This is a genomic window from Dyella sp. SG609 (assembly GCF_012275375.1).
GTDB lineage: Bacteria > Pseudomonadota > Gammaproteobacteria > Xanthomonadales > Rhodanobacteraceae > Dyella_D > Dyella_D marensis.
In genome coordinates this window covers 39,710-63,128 of record NZ_JAAZQJ010000005.1, presented here as the reverse complement: position 1 = coordinate 63,128, position 23,419 = coordinate 39,710, and the positions used below count along the sequence as shown (strand labels likewise).

The window sequence follows — 23,419 nt, the reverse complement described above, 5'->3', positions numbered from 1 at the left end:
GGCTGCGGACGAATTCCGTTCCTCACTACCGGGTGTTGAGCATGGGCGACGCGCCGTCGAACGATACGTTCCTGGGAATCATCGATCACCTCACCGCCGATGCCCGGCGTTCGCTGGCCGAACGCATCCGCGCCGTGCCGGGACTCGGCGACGGCGAAAGCGCGATCCTGATACGGCAGGCGCACCAGGCACTGCGCGACAACGCCGAGCGCAAGCTCAACCGCGTGCTGCTGCTGGAGCTGCATGCGGCGAAGCTGTCCGGGCAGCTCACCGCACCCGACGAAGGCGGCAAGTTCGCGCAGTTTCTCGAACTGGCCAGGCAGGACGCCTTCAAGGACACCTTGCGCCGCCGCTATCCGGTGCTCGAAGAGCGCCTCGATCGCGCGCTCGGCCATCAGAGCGAAGCCATTCTTACCCTTGCCCGGCGCATCGTCGCCGACCGCGCTGCCTTCGCCGCCTTGCTCGGCCAGCCCGCAGGCGCATTGCGCGCCGCCAGCCTGGGCCAGGGCGATGTGCACGACGGTGGCCAGTCCGTGGCGCAGCTGGAATTCGACGGCGGCCGGCTGATGTACAAGCCGCGTTCGGTGCGCGTCGACCAGGCGCTGGAAAGCTTTCTCCACGATCTGTTTCAAGGCGTGGCCGAGCGCATCCGCGTACCTGCGGTGCTCGATCGCGGCGCTTACGGCTGGACAGCTTTTGTCGAGCATCGCCACTGCGCCGACCAGGACGAACTGAAAACCTTCTACCGCCATATCGGGCATTGGCTCGCCGTGCTGCGCCTGCTGGGCGGCACCGACGTGCATCATGAAAACCTGATCGCCTGCGGCCCCGTGCCCTACGTGGTCGACGTGGAAAGCCTGTTCGTGCCGGAACCGCCGCCGCAGGTCACTGAGCTTGGACAGGCCGTGGATCTCGCCGACGCGATGATCCGCTCTTCGGTGCTGCGCACCGGCCTGGTGCCGTTCCGCGCGCCGGCGCTGGGCATGGATGGCGTCGATATCTCGGCCATCGGCGCCTTGCCGGGACAGCAGCCGAAGATCCGCGTGCCGGAGATCGTCAACCACGGCACCAGCGACGCGCGCGTGGGCCTGGTCAGCATCGACGTCGACATGGCGCGCAATCACCCGTGCGAGAACCCGGATATCTCGCGCTTCTGGCCGGATATCCTGGCGGGTTTCCAGCAGCTCACCGGCCGCTTCGCAGCGCTGCATCGCGACGGTGCGCTGGCGCCGAAGCTCAAGGTGTTCTTGGGCAGCCGTATCCGGCTGATCCTGCGGCCCACGCAGATCTACGTCGAGGTGATGCGCATGCTGTGGCATCCGGCCTCGCTGCACGACGAGCCGGCCGCGATCGAACGCGCGCGCGACCTGCTGGAAAAGAATTCGCAAGCCTCGCTGGTGGCGCCGCGCGACGCCGCGGCGATCCGCGCCGAGATCGACGACATGCGCTACGGCGACGTGCCTGTATTCGCCAACGAACTGGATCAGGCCCAGCTCGACGAGATCTTCGGCGCCTGGCAGGCGATGCGGCTGGACCTGGAAGAACTCACCATCCGCGGCGCGCTGGTGACAGCGCATCTCAACGGACGCCTCAACGACGACAAGCGCGCGCCCTACGATCTGCGTCCAAGCGATCCGAGCGCACGCGACCTCGACCGCCGCCGCCGCACCATGGCCGCGCTCACCGTGCAGGAACTGCTCGAGCTCTCCGTGCGCGGCGAGGACGGCACCGTCACCTGGATCAGCCCCATCCTGGGCCGCGCCGGCTGGGCCATGCGCAGCCTGCAGCCGAATCTCTATGTCGGCCTGTGCGGCGTCGCCGTCACGCTGGCGGCGTATGTGCGCGAGATGCGTGCGGGGCGTGCCGATGAAGTGGCCGGCGTGCAGGAAGCGCTGGATGGCGTGCTGATGGTGATGCGCAGTACCGAGCGGGTGCGTCCCATCGAAGCGGTGGGCGGTTTTATCGGCGTGGGCTCGCAGATTCTGTCCTGGCTCATCTTGCACGCGTTCCAGCCGCAGTCGGATTTCCTCGCGATGGCCATTGCGCGCGCCGAGGCGATGGAGCGGCGATCCTTCGGCGAGGAGCGCAATTTCGACATCCTCGAAGGCGTCTCCGGCGCCATCGTGCCGCTGCTGCAGCTGGCCGATGCCAGCGGCGATGCGCGCTGGCTGGCGCTTGCCGCAAAGGCGGCGCGGCGGCTGGAAGAGGCAGCGATCGTCGACGAGCGCGGGGCGCGCTGGCCGGCGGCGGTATACGACGAGCCGCTGGGCGGTTTCGCGCACGGGTCCACCGGCATCGGCTGGGTGTTGACGCGGCTGGGCTTGAGTGGAGCAGGCAGTGCCGAAGATCGCCGGCGCTGGCTGGCGCTCGGCGAGCGTGCCTTCGATTTCGAGGAATCGCTCTATCTGCCGGAATTCGGCAACTGGCTCGACGTGCGCAAGCCGGACAGCCGCGAATTCCCCAACACCTGGTGCCACGGCAGCGTGGGCATCGGCCTGGCCGCCTGCGACCTGTACCTGCGCACCGGCGAGGACCGCCACCTCGATACGCTGCGCCGCGCCGTGCAGGCCGCCAAACAGGGCGGCTGGGGCTACAGCCACACGCTATGCCATGGCGACCTGAGCATGTGGGAGCTGCTGCTGCGCGCCAGCCCGCTGGTGCCGGACCTGCTGCCGCCGCAGGCGATGCCGGGCAGCGCGGTGATTCTTTCGAGCATCGAGGAGCACGGCATCGTCGGCGGCCTGGCCAGGGATGCGTTCACGCCGGGCCTGATGAGCGGCATTTCCGGTTCGATCCACCAGCTGCTGCGCATGCATCCGGACTGCGATATCCCCTCGCCGCTGCTGATGGAAACCCGCCTGGGCGAGTACGCGCGCAACCGCGCCTTCGAACAGGAAGGGCTGACCGCCTGAGCGGCGCGCGTCCATGATCCTGCAGCGCTTCCTCCGCCGGCATTACCGTTCGCTCGCGGGCGCGGCGCTGCTGTCCTGCGCCAGCGCCGGCTGCACGGTGGCCTTGCTGTCGCATATCAACCGGCTGGCATCGGAAGGCCTGCACGGAGCGATGGCGCATCCGCTGGCGGCGGGCGTGTGCTGGCTGCTGGCGCTGCTGGCGGCCAATGCCTTGTCGCAGCTGCTGCTGGCGCGGCTGGGCGCCGCGCTGGTGGCGCAGTTGCGCACGGAGCTGGCGCGGCGCTTTATCGATCTCGAGTACGAAAAGCTGGCCGACCAGAAACACACCGTATTCGGCTCGCTGATCGACGACGTCGCCAACATTGCGCCGCTGGCCCTGGTGGCGCCGCTGCTGGCCTACAACCTGTTGCTCGCGGTGTTGTATGCGGGCTATCTCGCCACGGTGTCGCCGCCGTTGCTGGGCATGCTCGGCTTGTTCCTCTGCGCGAGCTTCGCCGTTTCGCTGCTGCTGGCGCGGGTGATGCGCGGCAAGCTGGACGAGCTGCGGCGTGCCAACGAGAAGGTGTTCGAGTATTTCCGCTTCATCAGCGACGGCAAGAAGGAGATGACGCTGAACGAGGCGCGCGCCGGGCACTTCACGCGCGAGCTGATGAATCCGGCGATCGGCCGCGCGCGTGGCCTGATGCTGCGCGCGCATGCGGGGCTGGGGCTCAACGAAGCCTGGTCGATGGCGGTGCTGTACGGCTCGATCTTCCTGATCGTGTATCTGGGCTATGCCTCGCTGGGGCTGACGCAGAACACCATCATCCGCTTCGTCATTGGCGCGGTATTTCTCGGCGGTCCGGTGGGTTTTCTGGTGAGTGCGGGGCGGCAGCTGGCCGTCGGCGCGGCCAGCCTGCGGCATCTGGAGCGGGTGGGACTGGATCCGGGCGGAGCGTTCGATGAACCGCCGTCGCGCGCGCCAGCATCGGCCGCGCTGGAGAGCTGGCGCGAGATCCGCCTGGAGAATGTCTGCTATCGGTATCCGGGTCACACCGGCACCCGACCGACGGTCGGTCCGATCGATCTCACGCTGGCTCGCGGCGAGATGGTGTTTATCGTGGGCGGCAACGGCAGCGGCAAGTCCACGCTGCTGCTCCTGCTCAGCTCCCTGATCGCACCGGGCGAGGGCCGCGTCAGCATCGACGGTGCACCGGTCGGGCAGGATCCGCGCGCCTATCGCGAACGCTTTACCGGCGTGTTCGGCGATTTCTTCCTGTTTCCCCACGTGCTGGATGCACAGGGCCATCCATTGTCGGATGCGCGCATCGGGCAACTGCTCGACGTGCTGGACCTGGGCGAACACGTACAGACGCGCGATGGCGAGCTGTCCCGCCTGGCTCTGTCCACCGGCCAGCGCAAGCGCCTGGCCCTGCTGCAGTGCTATGCCGAAGACCGCGATATTTTTTTCTTCGACGAATGGGCCGCCGACCAGGACGTGCATTTCCGCGATTACTTCTACCGCAGCCTGCTGCCGGCCCTGAAGGCGGCCGGCAAGACGGTGATCGCGATCAGCCACGACGACCGCTATTTCCATGTGGCCGACCGGGTGATCGCGCTGGACCTGGGCCAGATCGTCTCCGATACGCGCCCCGCGGCGCCCCGGAGCGCACTGGCCTAGCCGCTTGCGGCGGCCCGGATGCCGCAAGCCGTGTCCCGGCTCACTCGCGCGCACCCCGCACCTGCTGCTAATGTCTGCGCCCGAACCGGGGCCCGCCAGCCGCCCCCGGGGGGAGCACGGACGCGGTTCAGGCCAGAGGGATGGCTTTCCAGATCGATCCGGCCGGATCGGACGGGGCCCGAGGGGCCCATGCGTTCACCACTCCCGCCCAGGCGACGGCGGCACCGGTATGGGTGCCTCACAGGCGCATTTCACACTTACTAGGGATAGGTCTTCATGCGTCATCTGCTTCTTACCGCGTCGCTGGGCGCCGCCTTGGCCGCCTGCTCGTTCTCCGCCCATGCCGGCAATGCGGACCCGAACAACTTCTTCATCAACGCCAGCGCCGGCATGTCGCACTCCAACGTCGACGGCCTGACCGACAAGAACAGCTGGGGCTACGGCCTGAACTTCGGCTACCGCTGGCAGGACACCTGGGGCATCGAGGCCGGCTACGTCGACCTGGGCAAGCCGGAAGCCAAGGGCTTCTATTACGGCTACCCCTACGACCTGAAGCTGCACGTCAACGGCTTCACGCTCGGCGGCAACGGCCGCTGGCGCCTGTCCGACACCTGGCACGTCACCGCGCGCCTGGGTGCGTTCTTCTCCAAGTCCAAGGTCACCGCCAGCGGCGGCCTGCAGGGCGAGGATTCGGACAACGACGTCAACGTCTATGTCGGCGCCGGCATTGCCTACGACGTCAGCCCGAACTTCAGCCTGGGCCTGAACATCGATCGCTACCAGGCCAAGGCCAAGCGCTTCATCACGGGCACCAACAGCCCGCTCATGGCGTCGGCGACGCTGGAGTGGCGCTTCGGCCAGTAATGGCCTTGGCTGAAGCGCCGCTTCAGCGGATATCCCGAGCCGGGTGAGCGATTCCCCGGCTCTTTTTTTGCAAGGATCGCTGGTGTTTTGCCATCGGATGGTCTGAACTTGCACGCGGTCAATGCAGCGATACCTCGGTCATGTGGATCAATCTTCTGCCGGTCATGCTGCTGCTGTTTATCGTCATCTACCGTGTCTGCGGATGGGGCGGGAACGGCTCATTGGATCTGCTGGAAATGTCATTCGAGAGCCAGCAGGCCATGGTCCACGGCAAGCCGATGCCGGCTTCGGACCTGCTGGTCGTCCATCGCTGGCGCCCCAGCTGCATGACCAGCCGCTGGGGCGATGTCCTGATGATCGATGTGAACTGGCTCTGCCGGAGCCCCGAGGGCCTGTTCGTCCTGGGCATCGCGCAGGGCGGCGATGACGGAACCACGCCCAGCCTTTACCCGCATAAGCTGTTCCCGCGGGATATCCGCTGGGTATGGCGCAGCCTTTCCGAAGACCGGGTCCGGCAGATGCTGACGCCGACGCCGCGGATTTACCGCAAGGTCTTTGGAGTCCCGGCTCCCGGGCGTTGAGGCAGGTCCGGCGCCAAACCGGATATTCTTGGCGGCCTTGTCCAGCGGGAAATACGCCGTGCCGCATTATTCCGGTCCATTGCTGACGCTCCCGGCGGCGGAAGCGCTCAAGCAGGCGCACGCGGCGGGTGCGGGCACCTGGACCGGCTCGCTCGATCTCGGGCGTTCGAACGGCACGGCCTCGCTCCAGCCCGACGGCTGGCTCTGGAAAGACCAGCACTACCCGTACCCCGGCAAGATCAAGGACCGCACCATCTATTACTGGGACGGCGACGAGTTCGCGCCCGTCTCCCGTTTCTCCGCTTCGCTGATCAAGCTGGTGCCCACCGAATGGGGCGCGCCCACGTTCGAGATCGACGGCATCAAGATGCTGCCCACCTCGAAGGAATCCCCGATTGACGATGCGCGCCGCAAGGTGGCGCTGGTGGAGCCGCGCGGCAAGGCGGTGCTGGATACCTGCGGCGGGCTGGGTTATTTCGCGGCCTGCTGCCTGGACGCGGGCATGGGGCGGATCCAGTCGTTCGAAAAGAACCCCGACGTGCTGTGGCTGCGCACACTCAATCCGTGGTCGCCGGATCCGGATGCGCCGGCGGCGGGCGGGCGCCTGCAGCTTGCGCAGGCGGATGTCTCGCAGGCGATCGCCGCGGTGGCCGATGCCTCGGTGGACGCGGTGCTGCACGATCCGCCGCGTTTCGGCATTGCCGGCGAGCTTTATTCGCAGGTTTTCTACGAGCAGCTCGCGCGCGTGATCCGCCGCGGCGGGCGGATGTTCCATTACACCGGCAGCCCGAACAAGCTGACCAGCGACCGCGATGTGCCGCGCGAAGTGGCGCGCAGATTGGAGAAGGCGGGGTTCAGGGCGGAGTTGGCGCTGGATGGCGTGCTGGCGGTGCGGCGCTGAGGCTGCGGTGCGGATGGCGTGCGGGATGCCTCGCAGGTAAGCGGTGCTAAAGTTCCCCGCCTCACCCGACCCCGCGGAGCGCACCACGCCATGACCACCCCCTATCCGATCGGCACGCCCGGCACCCCTTGGGGTCCCGCGGAAAAGGCGGTATGGCTGGCGCGCCAGGTGAAGCACCGCAGCTACGCGGACGAAGTGCAGAGCAAGATCGACGCGCTGCGTTCGCGTTTCGACGTGACCGAATACGGCCGCCTGGACTACGCCGGCGAAAGCTATCCGCTGCTGGCGATCAGGAGCCGCGAGTGGCGCGAGGATCTGCCTATCGTGCTGGTCACCGGCGGCGTGCATGGCTACGAAACCAGCGGCGTGCATGGCGCGCTGCAGTTCGTCGACCTGCATGCAGCCGATTACGAGGGGCGCGCCAATTTGCTGATCGCGCCGTGCATCAGCCCCTGGGCTTATGAGCGCATCCATCGCTGGAATCCCGACGCGATCGATCCCAACCGTTCCTTCCGCGAGAACAGCCCGGCAGGCGAATCCGCGGCGCTGATGCGGCTGGTGGCTCCTTATCGCGATCGCGTGCTGATGCATATCGACCTGCACGAAACCACCGACACCGATGAGAGTGAATTCCGCCCCGCGCTGGCGGCGCGCGACGGCAAGCCGTCCGAGCCGGGCGAGATTCCGGATGGCTTCTATCTGGTCGACGACAGCGAGAACCCCCAGCCGGTGTTCCAGCAGGCGGTGATCGAGGCGGTGGCCAAGGTGACGCATATCGCGCCGGCGGATGCCAAGGGCGAGATCATCGGTTCGGAAGTGGTGGCGCCCGGTGTGATCCGCTATCCGCTGCGCAAGCTTGGGCTGTGCGCGGGCGTGACCTCGGCGCATTACACGACCACCACCGAGGTCTACCCGGACAGCCCGCGCGCCACACCCGAACAGTGCAATGCGGCACAGGCGGCGGCGGTCTGCGCGGCAGTAGATTTCGCGCTGGCTCACCCATAGGGCCCCGCGCTTCTTCACGGAGTGAAGTTCATGAATGTCGAAGCTACCCAGGCGATCAACCGCGAACTGAACCGGGACGAGCGCCTGCTGTGGTCCGGCCGGCCCAGCCAGGGCCTGCTGCTGCGCGGCTCGGACCTGATGATGATTCCCTTCAGCCTGCTGTGGGCGGGCTTCGCCTTCTTCTGGGAATACAACGTGGTCAGCTCCGGCAAGGCACCGCTGTTCTTCATGCTGTGGGGCGTGCCCTTCGTGCTGATGGGCCTGTACGTCACGGTCGGGCGTTTCTTCGTCGACAGCTACCAGCGCGGGCGCACGTTCTACGGGCTGACCACCGAGCGGGTGGTGATCGTGTCCGGCATCTTCAACCGCAAGGTGGAAAGCCTGTCGCTGCGCAATCTGCCGGAAATCACGCTGTCGGAGCGCTCCAACGGCAACGGCAGCGTGGAGTTCGGCGGCAAGGCAGTGTCGCAATTCATGCGCGGCTTCTACTGGCCCGGCGCCACGCGCCAGCTACCGCCCACCTTCGACCTGATCGAGAACGCCCGCCAGGTCTACAACCAGGTGCGCGAGGCGCAGCGGCAGGCGGCCTGAGGCCGCTTTCAGTCGCCGCGTAAGTTACTGCGAAGCGCGAGCAATGAAGGCAGCAAGGTCTCGGGCTCGCGCAGCGACCGCCGCGCCGCGCCGACCGCCTGGCGTATCCGGCCGGGCGTGGCGCCTTGGTCGATAAGAGCCCGCGCCGGTTCGCCGCAATCGAGCAAGGTGTCGGCCCAATCGGCCGGGTGCAGGGTGCGCCGGCGCAGCAGCAGGCGCGCGGCGCGGAAGGGAGGGGTCACTTCTTCCACGCGGTCGAGCGCGGTATTGAAGCGCGTTGCGCTGCGCTGTTCCGTGGCCGGATCCAGCGCGTCGCTCAAGGCCGCCAAGGCGTCGGCGAGCCGGCGCCGCAGCACGTCGGTAGAGCGCACGGGCAGCACGAACCAGGCGGCGGCGATGCCGATGATCGCGCCCAGCACGATCTCCTCCATGCGCAGCCACAGCAGGCCCACCGGTTCGCTGTCGCCGAAACCTTGCAGCAGCGCCAGCGCCAGGGTGACGAACAAGGCCCACCACGCGTAGCCGAACGGGCGCAGCCACACGCCAAGGAACAGCGCGGCAAGGATCAGGATAGCGCTGCTGCGATGGTCGATGCCCACATGCTGGCCCAGGCCCAGCGCGATCGCCGTGCCGGCCGCGGCGCCCAGCACGCGCATGCCGCTCTTATAGACCACGTCGAGCCGTCCGCGATTGCCGCTGTTGACGATGAACGCGGTGAGCACGATCCAGCCCCAGCGCTCGTGGAAAAACAGAAAGCCGACCACGAACGCAACCGTCAGGGCGACACCCATCTGAATCGCCATGCGCGTGCTGGCGGCGAGCCCGGGCTTGTCCGGCGCGGCGGGTTCGGCGGCCGGCGCGTCTTCGGTGTCGACCGGCGGACGTATGCGCAGCCAGCGCACCAGCAGATGAAAAACCGTCACCCAGAACAGCGCCAGCAGCGCCACCACGATCGGCACCAGCCATACCGGCAACACGCCGCTCGCCGCGGCCGGCCCTAGATGCGGCACCGTCAGCAGCACCACGAAGGGCAAGGCGATCAGGCTGCCGGCGCGGCGCGCCATCGGGCCGAAGCGGCGCAGCCAGATCGATACGAACATGCCGGCGACGAAGACCGCGGCGCCAACCCACGGGAGGTGGCGCAGCAGCAAGCCGACCCCCAGCGCCACCACACCGATCAGCGGCAATACCACGGCGGCCTCCAGCCGTCCGCGCAGGTCGCGGTCAAGCTGGCTGCGCGACAGCGAAATGCACAGCACCACGGCGAGCGTGGCCGCGCCGGCCCCGGGTGCGATGGCCAGCGCGCACAGCATGGTGGCGAGCGCCGCCAGCAAGGTGGCCGTGGCTTCGGCCAGCGCTCGCCCAAGCGCGGACGGGCTCGGGATGCGATCGCGTGTTCTTGCGAAAACGGAGCGTGACATGGGCATCGGCGGTTGGGCGGTGCGCCATCCTAATCGCTGTGCCGAAGGACGGCGCATGCCGTTGGGCATCGCCGTCCCTGTCGCCGGTCAAGCCGGCTGGGCTAGCGCATCCAGTTCGGCCATCGTCGCCGCGGACAGCGCAAGCTGCGCGGCCTGCAGGTTTTCATGCAGGTGCTTGACCGACGAGGTGCCCGGAATCAGCAGGATATTCGGCGAGCGATGCAGCAGCCACGCCAGCGCCACCTGCATCGGCGTGGCATTGAGCGCGGCGGCGATGCGCGAGAGCTCGCCCGACTGGATCGGGCTGAAGCCGCCGAGCGGGAAGAACGGCACGTAGGCAATGCCCTCCCGTGCGAGTTCGTCGACCAGCGCGTCGTCCTGGCGATGTACCAGGTTGTAGTGGTTCTGCACGCAGACGATCGGCGCGATGCCGCGCGCTTCCGCCACCTGCGCCGCGGTGACGTTGCTCAGGCCGATATGCCGGATCAGGCCCTGGCGCTGCAGCCCGGCCAGCGTGCTGACCTGTCGTGCGATCGAACCTTCGCTCGGCGCATGGGTAGCGCCGAGGATGCGCATATTGACCACATCCAGCCTGTCGAGACCGAGGTTGCGCAGGTTGTCGTGCACGGCGCGTTCGAGCTCCTGCGGCTCCTGCGCCGGCAGCCACGACGCATCGGCGCCGCGGACCGCGCCGACCTTGGTGACCAGCAGCAGGCGCTCCGGATACGGATACAGGGCCTCGCGGATGATCTGGTTGGTGACGTGCGGGCCGTAGAAGTCGCTGGTGTCGATATGGTCGACGCCGGCGGCCACGGCTTCGCGCAGCACGGCGACAGCGGCGGCGCGGTCCTTGGGCGGGCCGAACACGCCGGGGCCGGCGAGCTGCATGGCGCCGTAGCCCATGCGATTGATGCTGCGGCCGGCGAAGGAATAAGCGAGCGGGGACATGGCGGTTGCCTCATCAGTGGGTGCGGTGGGCACTATGAGGAAAGCCGGCCTGGCGGATAATCCGGTTCCATGTGCACGGGCTGTGCGAAGGACTGAACAATGGCCGAGATCAACGATCTCATGGCGTTCGTGTCGGTGGTGCGGGCCGGCGGCTTCCGCGACGCGGCGCGTACGGGCGAGCTGTCGGCTTCCGGCCTGAGCACCGCGGTGCGGCGCCTGGAAACCAAGCTGGGCGTGCGCCTGCTCCATCGCACCACGCGCAGCGTGGCGCCGACCGAGGCCGGCCAGCGCCTGATCGAGCGGCTGGCGCCGGCGCTCAGCGAAATGGAAGCGGCGCTGGACGTGCTCAACGTCTTCCGCGACAAGCCGAGCGGCACGCTGCGGCTCAACGTGCCGGCGGGCGTCGCGCGCACCGTGCTGCCGCCGCTGGTGGCCGGCTTCATGCGCGAGTATCCCGAGATCCGCGTGGACGTGGTGGTCGAGGACAGTTTCGTCGACGTGCTGTCCGCCGGCTGCGATGCGGGCGTCCGCTACGACGAGCGGCTGGAGCAGGACATGATCGCGGTGCCGCTGGGGCCGCGCGTGGAGCGCTTCGCCACGGCCGCGGCGCCGGCCTATCTGGATGCCCGCGGCAGGCCGAAGCATCCGCGCGACCTGCTCGCCCATGCCTGCCTGCGTGGACGCTTCGCCAGCGGCGCGATGCCGCTATGGGAATTCGAACGCGAGGGCGAAGTGGTGCGCGTCGACCCGTCCGGTCCGCTGGTGGTGAGTCTCGGCGGGGCGATAGACCTGAAGATCCATGCCGCGGTGGCGGGGCTGGGTGTCATCCATCTGTACGAGGAGATGCTGCGGCCATATCTGGCGCGCGGCGCGCTGGAGCCGATCCTCGAAGACTGGTGGCAGGCGTTCTCCGGGCCGTTCCTGTACTACCCCGGGCGGCGCCATCTGCCGGCGCCGCTGCGCGCTTTCGTCGATTACGTGAAGGCCGCGGCCCCGGCGTAGGTTGGGGTGAGCGCAAGCGAACCCCAACATGGCCACACGCGGCGACGTTTGTTGGGGTTCGCTTCGCGCTCACCCCAACCTACGCCGGGCCTCGGTGTTACAGCTTGAAGTTCATGCTCAAGGTGTACGTGCGGCCGTTCTTGTACGCGTTGTAGGGCTGGCTCGGCGTGCCGTTGTAGACGAAGTACGTTTCGTCCAGCAGGTTGGTGCCATCCAGCTGCAGCCGCACGTGATCGTTGAGCTGGTACGACACCGAGGCATCCAGCTGGCGGAAGCGGCCGGTGATCTGCTGCGATTCCAGCACGCCGATCTGCGTGAAGTACGGCGAGCGGCGGCTGAAGGTGACGCGTGCGCTCCACGGACCCTGCTCGTAGTACGGCGTGAGCGTGAAGGAGTTCTTGGAGTTGTACGGCAGCGGGAAGTTGTTGCTGGTGTCATCGTCCGAGTAGGTGTAGTTCGCCGCCAGGCCGAAGCCGTAGCCGAAGCTGGCCTGATAAGTGAGCGACACGCCCTTGACCTTGGCCACGCCCGCGTTCACCGGGGTCACCATCTGGTACACGGCGTTCTGCTGCGCGGTCAGGTCGTAGTAGGTGCGCGCCACGGTGTCGTACAGCACGTAGTCGCTGATGCGGCGGAAGAAGAACTCGGCCGACAGCAGGCTGTTCTCCGCGAAGTACCACTCGGCGGTGGCGTCGTAGTTGGTGGACTTGTACGGCTTGAGGTCGACGTTGCCGGAGGAGCCCGTGTGGGTGCGGTCGTCCAGCGCCACGTACGGGGTCATGTCCTGGTAGCGCGGGCGGGCCAGGGTCTTGGCGGCGGCGAAGCGCAGGGTAAGGTCGTCGCGCACGTCGTAGGCGATGTTGAACGAGGGCAGCCACTCGTTGTAGCGGTTCTTCTGGTCGACCGGCTCGTACTGGTTGTTGGCGATCACGTTGTAGCCGGTGATGCCGTTGCGCGTGTGGATGTAGCGCGCGCCGACATTGCCGCGCCAATCGGTGCCGCCGAAATCGCCCTGGATATAGAAGGCGCGGTTCTGCTCGGTGATCGCATAGGTCGCCTTCGGGTCCATCGGCGCGTCGGTGAACAGCGAATTGACGTAGTTCTTCAGGCCGCCCTTATCGATCTGCACCCAGCGCGCCATATTGCCGGCGGGGCTCAGGCCGTCGAGATAATCGCTGCCGGTCATGCCGCCCTGCAGGTTGGCGAGCGTGACGCCGCTGTTGTCGAGCGTGGGAATGCTGGCGGCGTAGTTGGTCTGGCCGTTGAAGTGGTTGCTGCTCTTGACGCCCAGCTCCACCGTATTGAACGGCCCCAGCGCCACGTCGTGGCTGAAATCGGCCTGGAAATAGCGCTCGCGGTCGTAGCTGGGCGCGCGGCTGAAGCCGGCGCCGTGGGCGAGCATCTGGCTGGCGTCGGTGGGGTCGGTGTTGTAGTTGATCTGCGGATGCTCGCCGGCCAGGTTCCAGTTATAGCCGCCGTAGCCGCGGAACTGCAGGCTGTAGATGCCCTGCGAGCCGCCCGAGGAATTGGTGTAGCCGATCTGGCTGGACGCGTTCCAGCCTTCGCCGTGCCAGTCGGCGCGCAGCTGCAGCGCACCGGTGTTGACCTTGGAGAAGCGCTCGTAGCCGTCCAGGTAGGTGGGCGCGCTGGCGCCGTACGAGCCGCCGGTGGCCACGCCGTTGGCGACGTTGACCGAGGTGGCAGCAGGTGCGCTGCCGGACCAGTCGCCGTAGCGGCTCTGGTTGTAGTTGTCGAACTTCTCGGTGACGTACAGGCCGGTGAGGTTCAGCTCGAACGACTGGTTCGGCTTCCACTGGATGCCGGTGGCCACGCCGTCGCGCTTGCGGTGCTGGGTGAACAGCGCGGTGTTGATCGCGGTCGGGTAGGTGAAGCTGCTGCCCGGCGGCACCACGCTGGCCGGGAACTGGTGATTCGGATCGGTATCGTTCGGGTCGTTGGCGCGCTGGTAGCCGAAGATCTCGGTGCCTTCGCGATGGATGATGCGGTCCGAATGCATCAGCGAGCCGAGCACGCCGAAGGTGCCTTCGTCGTTCTTCCAGCTGTACAGCACCGAGGCGTTCGGCTTGCCCTTGTCGGCGCGGTCGTTATAGCCGTAGCTGACGGTGCCGGTGAGCGTATTGGCCTTCAGGTCCAGCGGGCGGCGCGTGTTGACGATGACCGTGCCGCCGATGCTGCCTTCGTCGATGCGCGCCTGCGGCGTCTTGTACACCTCGGCGGTGCCGATGATTTCCGAGGTGAGCAGGCTGTAATTGAAGGAGCGGCCGTCCGGATGGTTCGGGTCGCTGGTCCAGTTGGTGGAGGCCACGGTCTGGCCGTTGAGCAGCAGGCGGTTCAGTGCCGGGTCGGTGCCGAGGATGCTGACCTTGTCGCCCTCGCCGAAGTTGCGGTCCACGCTGATGCCGGGCAGGTGCGACAGCGACTCGGCCACATTGGTGTCGGGGAACTTGCCCACGTCCTCGGCGGAGATCGCGTCGATGATCGAATCGGAATTGCGCTTCAGGTCCAGCGACTTCTGCAGGCTGGCGCGGATGCCGCTGACAGTGACGGTCTCCAGCTGCCTGGCCTGGCCCGGCTGGGTTTGCGGCTGGGTTTGCGGCTTGTTCGGGTCGTTGCTCTGGGCGGGAGCCGTGCCCGCGTCCTGCGCCATCGCCGTGCCGGCGCACAGCAGGGCGGACAGGATGCTGACGGCGAGCGTGCTTCTGCGGTAATCCATGGTCGATGCCTCCGATCGGGGGTTTGTGCCGGGTGTCGGGCACCCGTTCGTTTTCGTGGGGCGAACGAAACCGCACGAGCTCCAGGCTCGTGTGCGTCTGTCCGCCGATTGCTCAGTTCCTGCGCCGCGCTTCTTGTGGCCGGTACGTCAGTCCCCCCGACTGTCGATACCGTCCCGCGGCCGCTCCGTCGAACCACTCCCTTTCCACGGAGGCGTGGCGCGCAGTCTTAGGCGTGCCCGATAACGTTGTCAACGAATTTTTGCCACGATCTAAACGACGGTGGTCAACATCTAAGCTATTGAGTGCCTGAGTCTTTATGGCGCATCGCAAAAATTTGGAGCGTCTAATTTGAATCGATTCAAGCAGGGCGCCGATGTGCGCGTTTTGCAGTGCACACATGACTCGTTCTTAAAGCCGTGCCGGGGAGTTTTGTCCGGATGGCTGCGGAAGGCATGACGACGTTGTCGCAGCCGCGCCTTTCACGCGGGTGCGGCCATTGGAGCGCGGGCCAGCAACCAGGCCAGGGAGCTCGCTGGACAACGAGGGAAGTTTGGGGATGGCGCGGCGTCCGAACGCCTGAGCCGCGCTTACCGCGGCGTACGCAGAATCGAATGCCGCAACGCATCCTCTCGCTGCAGTTCATCCAGCTCGCTGGTCTCCACCGTATCCAGCACCGTATGCCCCGGGCGATGCATGCCGGGATGGTCGGCGCTCTCGGCGGGGTCGGGGACGACGTGCGTTTCGGCGGGAGTCTTGTGAGTCATGGGCGTAGCCGCGTGGGCGGATCCGGACGGGAATCCGGATGATGGGGGCGGGGATGGCGGAAGTCACGTAGCCCGGCCGGCGAAGACGCCACTAGAGTCCGGCGGACGCGTGGCTCGCCCGCGCATCCTAAGGGGAACCACCATGGCAAGGACCACGCTCGCCGCCTGCATCGCCGCAGCCGCCCTCTGGGCCGCCGGCGCGCAAGCCGCGCAGACCGCCCAGGAACGCCTCGACGAGGCGGCCCGCAAGGAGGGCAAGGTCTTTATCGAGGCCGGCAATGCCGAAGGCCTGTCCATCGCGGTGGTGAAGGACGGCAAGGCCTCGTTCTACGACTTCGGCACCGTCGAGCGCGGCAAGGCACGCGCACCCACCGCCGACACCGTCTACGAGATCGGCTCCATCACCAAGACCTTCGGCAGCCTGCTGCTGGCGCAGGCCGTGCTGGAACACAAGGCGCAGCTGGGCGACGACATGCGCCGCTACCTGCCGCCCGGCGACTATCCCGGCCTGGCCTACGAAGGGCGGCCGGTAACCTTGCAGCAGCTGGTGTCGACCACTTCGGCGTTGCCGGACAATCTGCCGGAGTCGCTGGCGCTTGCCGCCAAACAGGCCAAGCCGGGCGAGGCTCCGTTCGTGCTCGTGGCAGGACTCAATCGCTACACGCCGCCGCAGTTCCTCGCCGATCTGCACGGCGCGAAGCTGCAGCGCGAACCCGGCAAGACGCCGGCGCATTCGAACGTCGCGGCGCAAGTGGTGGGCCTGATCGATGCGAAGCTGCTCGGCAAGCCGTTCGAAACCCTGCTCGCCGAGCGCATCGAGCGCCCGCTCGGCATGGCCAGCGGCACCGACAAGGCGCGCGCCGCGCAGATGGCCGTGGGCTACACCAATGAAGGCCGCGTGGCGCCGGTATGGGATGCGCCGGTGACGCGTGCCGCCGGCGGCCTGCGCTACAGCTCGCGCGACATGGCGAAGTACGTGGCGCGGCAGCTCGACGAAAGCGATCCGGCGGTGAAGCTCACGCACCAGCCGCAATGGGGCGACCCGGGCGAGTTCGCGATCGGCTTCAACTGGATCATCGACACCACGATCGAAGGCCAGCGCCATTTCGTGCATTCGGGCGGTACCTTCGGCTTCGCCAGCTTCATGGAGGTCTATCCCGGCACCGGCTACGGCGTGGTGCTGCTGGCCAACCGCAGCGCCAACAATACGCAGGGCCAGCTGCAGATGGCGGCCAACCATATCCGCGACCAGGTGTTCGGCAAGCCGGCCGCGGAGGCGGCGCTGGAGAAGGCGTTCGCGGAGCACGGCTATGGCGATGTGGCCGGTACGGTGGCCGAGGTGGCGCGCACCTATCCGGGCCTGCACCTGAGCGAGAACTACCTCAACGGCTGGGGCTACCGGCTGCTGCAACAGGAAAAACGGCCCAAGGATGCGGTGCAGGTGTTCGCCTACAACGTGGCGCAGCATCCGCAGAGCTTCAATCCCTACGACAGCCTGGCCGAATGCCAGGAGGCATTGGGCGAGCGGGAACACGCCATCGCCAATTACCGGTTGTCGCTGGAGCGCAACCCGGACAACGAACACGCCAAGACGCGGTTGGCGGAGCTGGCGCCGGCGAAGCCATGACGGCATTGGCAGGGAGCGGCGCTTGTGCTTCGATGGCCGCCGCTCTTCGCTGCCGCTCTCGCCAGGGATTCCCATGATGTTTCGTTCGGCCGCCATGATGGCGGCACTCGTTCTGCTCGCGGCCTGCTCGAATGGCGCCGCGCCTTCTGCTTCGACCCATACAGCCGCACCGGCGCCCGCGGCCACGGCGCCGCCTGTTGCCGCCGCACCCGCCACGCCGCCGGCATATGCGCTGGAAGGCACCGAGGTGCGCGACCTGCCGTCGAAGATCCTTGGGCGCGATTACCAGCTCGACGTCTACCTGCCTGATGGCTACGCCGAGCATTCGGAGCGCAGCTATCCGGTGGTCTTCGTCACCGACGCGCCGTACGCGTTTCCGCTGATCCGCAGCATCGCCCGGCGCGTCGGCGACCACGGCAACGGCCTGCGCGACTTCATCCTCATCGGCCTTTCCTACGCCAAGGGCGACACGCCGAAGTACAGCCGCAACCGCGACTACACGCCCACGGCGAAGGGCCCGTCCAGCGCCGAGTCCGACATGCCCGGCCGCGCGCCGCTGTACGGCGAGGCGGAAAACTACCGGCGCTTTATCGCCGAAGAAGTGTTTCCCTTCGTCGCCAGCCATTACCGTGCCGACATGCACGACAAGATCTATGCCGGCCATTCCTATGGCGGCCTGCTCGGCGTGCACATGCTGCTGACCGAGCCGGGCATGTTCGAGCACTACATCCTGGGCAGTCCGTCGCTGCAGTTCGACGGCAAGGTGATGTTCGAGCGCGAACGCGCCTATGCGGCCAGCCATAAAGACCTGCCGGCGGATGTGTTCATGGCCCTGGGCGGTTTCGAAACCGTCGATCCCGGCTCGCCCGACAAGCGCTATCACAACGCCGTGGACATGGTGCGCAATGCGCAGGCCTTCGAGCGCGTGCTGAAGTCGCGGCATTACCCCGGCCTGCATATCCGCTCGGTGGTGATCGGCGACGAAGACCACCTCACCGTCTTCCCCACGCTGATCACCCACGGCCTGCAGGCTATGCTGACGCCGCCGCAGGAACCCGCCGCGACCCGGTAACTCCCGCCGCGCCTCCGTTTGCGGCACGATACGGCGCGCGCCCTGGGGGACAGGGAGGGCGCTGATCCGGCGACCAGCCACCACAGGGGGACAATATGAGCAATCCGTACGAGGCGCCCAAGGCACCGTTAGGCGACACGCTGCGCAACGATCCGGGCATCGAGCAGGTCGCCAGCGGCCAGAAGCTGGTGATCTACGCGATCCTGGTGTACCTGGCGATCATCCTGGTGCGCGGCGCCGGGGAAACCATCGCTGGCCTGCTCGCCATCGCTTCGCTGGTGCTGTCGCTGATGGGCATCCTGCGCATCAGCAGCGGGCTGGGTTATGGCACGGGGACGAAGGTGATCCTGGTGATCCTGATGTTCGTACCGCTGGTGGGATTGATTACGTTGCTGGTGCTTAATGCCAAGGCCACGAATCGGTTGCGGGAGGCGGGGTATAAGGTGGGGTTGTTGGGGGCTAGTCGTTGAGAAAAGGGAAGATTTTTTTGGAGTTGCTGTTGTTTTAGGACTGCCCCTAGAGGGAGAAAATCATGGATGAGGGTTTGATCACGTTCGACGGCGGGGCCGTCGTGGAAGATTTCGATATAGGGCCGGGGTTGCGGTGCAGCCTCGGTTTTTTTGTGGGTAAAAGTTTTGCTTGCTCGAAGGAACTGGGTATGAGGCGTTGGCTGCTCGCGGTGTTCTGTTGCGTATTCGGATTGATGTCGGTTGCTAACGCGCAGAACTGGAATACGTGGAAGTTGGGTACGCAGGCCAGCAGCTATAACCAGCTGATGTGGTCTGAGGCTGATGCCCGTGCGTTCTGGCAGCCGTATCTGGCGTCGGGTTGGCCGTATGGCGTTCCGACCTGCGTGCCTATCGGGTGGAGGGAACTACCTGAAAATGCGACGCATGGTGTTCATCAGTACACGCGCTACATGATCGGCGAAACAAGTTGTGCCGATTCTTCCGGTCATGCCAGCCTCTATACGGTGGCTACGTATGAGGTCTATACCTGCGACAACAACTCCGTCTGGTCTTACTACAAGCCGTCAGGCGAATGGTTCTGTCGAGAAGGTTATTACCTCACTTTGGCAGGTAGTGAAGCCGATAAAGGGCAGTGCCAATGCGAGCAGGGGCGAGCGGAGACGAAATATCCCATTGAGATGGGCTCCGGGAACATGTCGGAGTCGGCCGTTGACTTCGTGGGCGGCGATGGCGGGTTGACCTACACCCGCTACTACAACAGCAATCCACTGGCTCCCGATCTTGGCAGATATGGCTGGCAGAACGAGTATGCGTCCAGACACATTTACCCTTTAAACAGAAGTCTGAAGTCGTCTCTGCCTAAGGCGACGTTCCGCGCTTCATCGACTTCTTCGGTCTATGGCTCGGCCGAAGAGGCCTGCGTCCAAGGCGTGAGCGATATCGTCCAAGGCATTGGCGGAAGTGCGCCCAACCCCAACTTTGCGGGGGTTACCGCGACATACGCAGGGAGTGGCAAGTGTCAGCTCTCCAATGGAGCGGTGGTTTCGGTGCTCAACACCCTTGGCGCCCTGGCGTACTCGAAGCCCATGGGGGACGCGGCGATTGCTTTCTCCGTCTTCCGTCCCGATGGCCGCTATTACCACTTCGTCTGCTACAACGGTACCTGCTCATCAACTGGCCAGAGCGCCATTTCCCTCGCGGCGACTAGCGCCGGATTCACGCTGACCGCCGAAAATGGCGATGTCGAAAGTTACGACGTGAACGGCAATCTGCTGCAGATCGTCCGGCGTGACGGCTACACAAGAACGGTTGCGACGACGTTTGGACCCAAGTCGGATATGGGCCAAGTCAGCTCCGTGACCGACAGCTACGGGCGAGTGCTGAGCTTCAGCTACTCCACCGCCGGGCTGCTCGATCAGCTCACCTTGCCCGATCAGACGACTGTGCATTACGCGTACGACAGCATCGGCCGCCTGTCTTCCGTGACCTATGCGGATGGAAAGTCGGTCAGCTACAAGTATGAGGCCACGGGTTTCCCTCAAGCTTTGACTGCCTGGGTGGATGAAGCCAACTCCACCTACGCCACCTGGACCTACGACAGCACCACCGGCATGGCGACCGGCAGTGCGCTAAATGGCAATGTGGACACGAGCACCCTGAGTTACAGCGGCGACGTAACCACGGTAACCGACAATCTCGGCGCCCAGCGCACTTATAACTACCAGAGTATTGCCGGTGGCCGGCGGTTGATGTCGGTCATCGGGCCCGCATGCAAGGAATGCATGGGGCAAAGCATGACCTATGACGCCAATGGCTTTCTGAAGACGGCCAAGGATTGGAATGATGTCACCACCAGCTACGTTTTCAACGCACAAGGCCTGCTCCAGCAGCGTGTCGAGGGCGTAGGGACGGCGACGCAGCGTACGGCCAGCATCGGATGGAATGCGGCCCTTCGCGTACCTCTGGCGCGGACACTCAGCGACGCCGGCGGCACTGTCGTATCCAGCACCAGCTGGGTTTACAACGCGGCCGGATGGGCGCTAGCGCGCTGTGACATCGATGCTTCAACGGCCGCCAGCTACACCTGCGCTGTCACCGGGGCTGTCCCTGCTGGCGTGCGTCGCTGGACCTATACGTACTGCGATGCCGTGGATGGCACGCAATGCCCCCGCATCGGTCTGCTTCTCAGCATCACCGGGCCGCGCACCGATCTCACGAGCACGGCGCACTACAGCTACTACCTGAGCACCGACGAGTCGGGTTGCGGGACGGCGGGCGGCGCCTGCCACCGGGCGGGCGATCTTTATCAGGTCACCAATGCCATTGGGCAAGTCACCACCATGGTGGCCTATGACAAGAACGGCCGCGTCGTCCGTCAGCGCGACGCCAATGGCGTCCTGACCGATTCGACCTACACGGCGCGCGGCTGGCTGTCGACCCGCACCGTCCGCGCGAACGCGGACGGCAGTACCTCGCCGAACGACGCGGTCACGCAGATCGGCTACACGCCTTACGGTGCCGTCGCCTCGATCAAGGACCCGGACGGCGTACAGGTGACCTACACCTATGACGCCGCCCATCGCCTCACCGACATCACGGACGCCTTGGGCAACCGCATCCACTACACGCTGGATGCCGCCGGCAACAAGACCAAGGAAGAGACCTTCGACGCCAGCAACACCCTGCGCCGCTCGCTGGCCCGCAGCTACAACACGCTGGGGCAGCTGACCGGCATCAAGGATGGCCTCAATCGCACGGTCTTCGACGCGAGCTTCAGCGACAGCTACGACGGCAATGGCAATCTCGTGCGTAGCGCCGATGCGCTGGGCATCCAGCGCAAGCAAGGCTACGACGCGCTGAACCGCCTGGTCAGCACGATCGATAATTACAACGGCACCGATACCGCCACGCAGAACACCCAGAGCGTGTTCGCCTATGGCCCGCGCGATGAGCTGCAGGGTGTGAGCGATCCGGATAGCCTGAACACGACGTACGACTACGACGGACTGGGCAACGCCACCGGTCTGCACAGCCCGGACACCGGTACGTCCACCTACGTTTACGACGCCGCGGGTAATCGCATTCAGGCCACGGATGCGAGGGGCGTGGTCAGCCATAGCACCTACGATGCGCTGAACCGCATCACTGCGACTACCTATCCGACCAGCTCCGCCAACGTCAGCTATCACTATGACGAAGCCAATAGCGTTACCGGTTGCACGGGCTCCTATCCAGCCGGCCACCTGACTAGCATGGTGGAGACAGCGGTCACCACGGTCTACTGCTACGACCTCCGCGGCAATGTGGTGCAGAAGCGCCAGACCCAAGGCACCAGCGTCGATACGGTCAGTTACACGTATACCCTGGCGGACCGCCTCGCAAGCACTCGCACGCCGGATGGAACCTTTATCCAGTACGGCCGCGACAGCTTAGGGCGCATCAATGTGGTCACCGCGCAGCTGCCGGGTGCGGGCAGTGCCGGCAATGTGGTAACCAATGTCAGCTACCTGCCGTTCGGTCCTATTGCCAGCTATACATTGGGTAATGGCCAGACGATCACGCGTAGCTACGATGCAAATTACGCAGTCACGGATGTCGTCAGTCCGGCACTGAATCTGCACTTCGCACGCGATGCGATGGGCAACATCACGGCGCTGGGTAATGCGTCCGGGGCCAATCCGTCGATCGAGACTTACAACTACGACCCGCTCTATCGCTTGCTGGGACTGAAGGATGCCCAAGGTCAGGCCATCGAGACCTACACCTATAACAAGACGGGCGATCGTCTAAGCAAAGCAAGCAACGGTCTGGCAACGGGAGCCTATGGTTATCAGGCGGGTACGCACAGGCTGACGAGCATCGGAAGCAGCGCGCGCACATACGATGCCAACGGCAACACCACTGGTAACGGGACGGGCGGTGACACGTTTGGTTATGGCTACAACGACCGGAATCGCATGACTGTGACGCAGCGCAATGGCCAGACCATCGCGAGCTACATCTATAACGCGGTAGGGGAGCGGGTTGGTAAGTCGTCTGCAACCAGTCAACGTTTTGCCTACGACGAAGGCAGTCAGCTATTAGGTGAGTACGGGGTGGCAAGCCGTAGCTACATCTGGCTCGGGAGTATGCCCTTGGCGGTCGTAGATACGGTCGGTGGCACCAGTACCTTAGGCTTCGTGCATGCGGACGGATTGGGCACGCCGCGAGTGGTCACCGATGGCGCCGGGGCGGCGATTTGGCAGTGGAGCTATCAGGCAAATCCGTTCGGCGAGAAAGTGCCGAAAGCGAACGGGCAGGCTATTAACTTGCGTTTCCCGGGCCAATACTTAGATGTAGAGAATGGACTGATGTACAACGTGAGCCGCAATTTTGAGGCGCAAACGGGCAGATACGTCCAAAGTGATCCTTTGGGTCTGTTTGGTGGTCAGGTAAGTACTTATGCCTATGTCGGGGCGGATCCGATCAATTCTTCTGATCCTTTGGGCCTCGGTCCGTGGGACAACTACTACGGACTGCCGAAAGATTTTTGGAACTGGCTGCATAAGGAGGACGGGGGGAGGCTCATGAAGAGCCTGAAGGATCCCAAGACCGGTCAGATTCCGCGTGATGCTGCAATGGATGAGTATGAACGATGGAAGAATTTGCAAAAGTCCGGTCTGCAGAAGTCTGGATTGTCTGGTTTGGCTAAAACCTGTGCGATGCGAGTATCGATCGTTGCGTGGTCGATATTCTCGCCGATGAATTCTGGTCAATGCGAGGATCCCTGTGATTGTGGGGAGGTGTGTGGACCTGAGAGAAGGCGTCAGCTTTCTACGGATTTGCCGAAAGTTGAGCCGAATTACATCAAGGGTGGACGGTAGCTAA

General features: G+C 65.4%; 16 protein-coding genes. 12 read left to right on the top strand and 4 right to left on the bottom strand.

Annotation, left to right across the window (positions count from 1 at the left end):
* The first annotated feature begins 41 nt into the window (after nt 1-41).
* The 7 genes from FHW85_RS10780 to FHW85_RS10750 all read left to right on the top strand — a co-directional run bounded on the left by FHW85_RS10780 (nt 42) and on the right by FHW85_RS10750 (nt 8,514).
* Nucleotides 42-2,912 (top strand): type 2 lanthipeptide synthetase LanM family protein, encoded by a 2,871-nt coding sequence (locus FHW85_RS10780; RefSeq protein WP_168648232.1) that lies wholly within the window; start codon nt 42-44, stop codon nt 2,910-2,912.
* 13 nt (nt 2,913-2,925) lie between these two features.
* Nucleotides 2,926-4,572, top strand: a complete 1,647-nt coding sequence (locus FHW85_RS10775; protein ID WP_167253702.1) for an ATP-binding cassette domain-containing protein — start codon at nt 2,926-2,928, stop codon at nt 4,570-4,572.
* A gap of 276 nt (nt 4,573-4,848) precedes the next feature.
* Nucleotides 4,849-5,436: a porin family protein gene (locus FHW85_RS10770; protein ID WP_167253704.1), complete on the top strand. Its 588-nt coding sequence runs from the start codon at nt 4,849-4,851 to the stop codon at nt 5,434-5,436.
* Between the two features lie 140 nt (nt 5,437-5,576).
* The gene (locus tag FHW85_RS10765) at nt 5,577-6,017 is read left to right on the top strand and encodes a hypothetical protein (RefSeq protein WP_167253710.1); all 441 of its coding nucleotides are present in this window, start codon (nt 5,577-5,579) and stop codon (nt 6,015-6,017) included.
* 58 nt (nt 6,018-6,075) lie between these two features.
* The gene (locus FHW85_RS10760) at nt 6,076-6,918 is read left to right on the top strand and encodes an SAM-dependent methyltransferase (RefSeq protein WP_168648231.1); all 843 of its coding nucleotides are present in this window, start codon (nt 6,076-6,078) and stop codon (nt 6,916-6,918) included.
* Nucleotides 6,919-7,008: 90 nt separating this feature from the next.
* Entirely contained in the window at nt 7,009-7,923 is a 915-nt protein-coding gene (locus tag FHW85_RS10755) for a M14 family metallocarboxypeptidase (RefSeq protein ID WP_168648230.1), read from the top strand.
* Nucleotides 7,924-7,953: 30 nt separating this feature from the next.
* The gene (locus FHW85_RS10750; RefSeq protein WP_168648229.1) at nt 7,954-8,514 is read left to right on the top strand and encodes a hypothetical protein; all 561 of its coding nucleotides are present in this window, start codon (nt 7,954-7,956) and stop codon (nt 8,512-8,514) included.
* Nucleotides 8,515-8,522: 8 nt separating this feature from the next.
* On the opposite strand, the gene FHW85_RS10745 is transcribed toward FHW85_RS10750, so the two are convergent.
* Together FHW85_RS10745 and FHW85_RS10740 are read right to left on the bottom strand one after the other, a co-directional pair.
* Nucleotides 8,523-9,935 carry an FUSC family protein gene (locus tag FHW85_RS10745; RefSeq protein ID WP_168648228.1) on the bottom strand — a complete coding sequence of 471 codons (1,413 nt, stop codon included), beginning with the start codon at nt 9,933-9,935 and terminating at the stop codon, nt 8,523-8,525.
* An 87-nt stretch (nt 9,936-10,022) separates the two neighbouring features.
* A complete protein-coding gene (locus FHW85_RS10740; protein ID WP_168648227.1) occupies nt 10,023-10,883 on the bottom strand; it encodes an aldo/keto reductase family oxidoreductase in 861 nt (286 codons plus the stop codon).
* Between the two features lie 99 nt (nt 10,884-10,982).
* Between FHW85_RS10740 and FHW85_RS10735 the strand changes: the two genes are divergently transcribed.
* The gene (locus FHW85_RS10735) at nt 10,983-11,885 is read left to right on the top strand and encodes a LysR family transcriptional regulator (protein WP_168648226.1); all 903 of its coding nucleotides are present in this window, start codon (nt 10,983-10,985) and stop codon (nt 11,883-11,885) included.
* A 97-nt stretch (nt 11,886-11,982) separates the two neighbouring features.
* On the opposite strand, the gene FHW85_RS10730 is transcribed toward FHW85_RS10735, so the two are convergent.
* Together FHW85_RS10730 and FHW85_RS10725 are read right to left on the bottom strand one after the other, a co-directional pair.
* Nucleotides 11,983-14,619 carry a TonB-dependent receptor gene (locus FHW85_RS10730; protein WP_168648225.1) on the bottom strand — a complete coding sequence of 879 codons (2,637 nt, stop codon included), beginning with the start codon at nt 14,617-14,619 and terminating at the stop codon, nt 11,983-11,985.
* Nucleotides 14,620-15,207: 588 nt separating this feature from the next.
* Nucleotides 15,208-15,384: a hypothetical protein gene (locus FHW85_RS10725; RefSeq protein ID WP_167253724.1), complete on the bottom strand. Its 177-nt coding sequence runs from the start codon at nt 15,382-15,384 to the stop codon at nt 15,208-15,210.
* A 142-nt stretch (nt 15,385-15,526) separates the two neighbouring features.
* Here FHW85_RS10725 and FHW85_RS10720 point away from each other — a divergent pair, with 142 nt between their 5' ends.
* The 4 genes from FHW85_RS10720 (at nt 15,527) to FHW85_RS10705 (ending at nt 23,415) form a co-directional block, all read left to right on the top strand.
* Nucleotides 15,527-17,011, top strand: a complete 1,485-nt coding sequence (locus FHW85_RS10720; RefSeq protein ID WP_168648224.1) for a serine hydrolase domain-containing protein — start codon at nt 15,527-15,529, stop codon at nt 17,009-17,011.
* 73 nt (nt 17,012-17,084) lie between these two features.
* On the top strand, nt 17,085-18,083 hold the full coding sequence (locus tag FHW85_RS10715; protein ID WP_210427759.1) for an alpha/beta hydrolase-fold protein: 999 nt from the start codon (nt 17,085-17,087) through the stop codon (nt 18,081-18,083).
* Nucleotides 18,084-18,178: 95 nt separating this feature from the next.
* Nucleotides 18,179-18,553 (top strand): hypothetical protein, encoded by a 375-nt coding sequence (locus FHW85_RS10710; RefSeq protein WP_167253728.1) that lies wholly within the window; start codon nt 18,179-18,181, stop codon nt 18,551-18,553.
* Nucleotides 18,554-18,615: 62 nt separating this feature from the next.
* Nucleotides 18,616-23,415 carry an RHS repeat protein gene (locus FHW85_RS10705; protein ID WP_168648223.1) on the top strand — a complete coding sequence of 1,600 codons (4,800 nt, stop codon included), beginning with the start codon at nt 18,616-18,618 and terminating at the stop codon, nt 23,413-23,415.
* The last annotated feature ends 4 nt before the right edge of the window (nt 23,416-23,419 follow it).

Excerpts from the sequence above, each read along its gene's own strand:
- FHW85_RS10780 (WP_168648232.1), top strand. The coding sequence starts at position 42 with ATGGGCGACGCGCCGTCGAACGATACGTTCCTGGGAATCATCGATCAC.
- FHW85_RS10775 (WP_167253702.1), top strand. The coding sequence starts at position 2,926 with ATGATCCTGCAGCGCTTCCTCCGCCGGCATTACCGTTCGCTCGCGGGC.
- FHW85_RS10770 (WP_167253704.1), top strand. The coding sequence starts at position 4,849 with ATGCGTCATCTGCTTCTTACCGCGTCGCTGGGCGCCGCCTTGGCCGCC.
- FHW85_RS10765 (WP_167253710.1), top strand. The coding sequence starts at position 5,577 with ATGTGGATCAATCTTCTGCCGGTCATGCTGCTGCTGTTTATCGTCATC.
- FHW85_RS10755 (WP_168648230.1), top strand. The coding sequence starts at position 7,009 with ATGACCACCCCCTATCCGATCGGCACGCCCGGCACCCCTTGGGGTCCC.
- FHW85_RS10750 (WP_168648229.1), top strand. The coding sequence starts at position 7,954 with ATGAATGTCGAAGCTACCCAGGCGATCAACCGCGAACTGAACCGGGAC.
- FHW85_RS10745 (WP_168648228.1), bottom strand. The coding sequence starts at position 9,935 with ATGTCACGCTCCGTTTTCGCAAGAACACGCGATCGCATCCCGAGCCCG.
- FHW85_RS10740 (WP_168648227.1), bottom strand. The coding sequence starts at position 10,883 with ATGTCCCCGCTCGCTTATTCCTTCGCCGGCCGCAGCATCAATCGCATG.
- FHW85_RS10735 (WP_168648226.1), top strand. The coding sequence starts at position 10,983 with ATGGCCGAGATCAACGATCTCATGGCGTTCGTGTCGGTGGTGCGGGCC.
- FHW85_RS10730 (WP_168648225.1), bottom strand. The coding sequence starts at position 14,619 with ATGGATTACCGCAGAAGCACGCTCGCCGTCAGCATCCTGTCCGCCCTG.
- FHW85_RS10725 (WP_167253724.1), bottom strand. The coding sequence starts at position 15,384 with ATGACTCACAAGACTCCCGCCGAAACGCACGTCGTCCCCGACCCCGCC.
- FHW85_RS10720 (WP_168648224.1), top strand. The coding sequence starts at position 15,527 with ATGGCAAGGACCACGCTCGCCGCCTGCATCGCCGCAGCCGCCCTCTGG.
- FHW85_RS10715 (WP_210427759.1), top strand. The coding sequence starts at position 17,085 with ATGATGTTTCGTTCGGCCGCCATGATGGCGGCACTCGTTCTGCTCGCG.
- FHW85_RS10710 (WP_167253728.1), top strand. The coding sequence starts at position 18,179 with ATGAGCAATCCGTACGAGGCGCCCAAGGCACCGTTAGGCGACACGCTG.
- FHW85_RS10705 (WP_168648223.1), top strand. The coding sequence starts at position 18,616 with ATGGATGAGGGTTTGATCACGTTCGACGGCGGGGCCGTCGTGGAAGAT.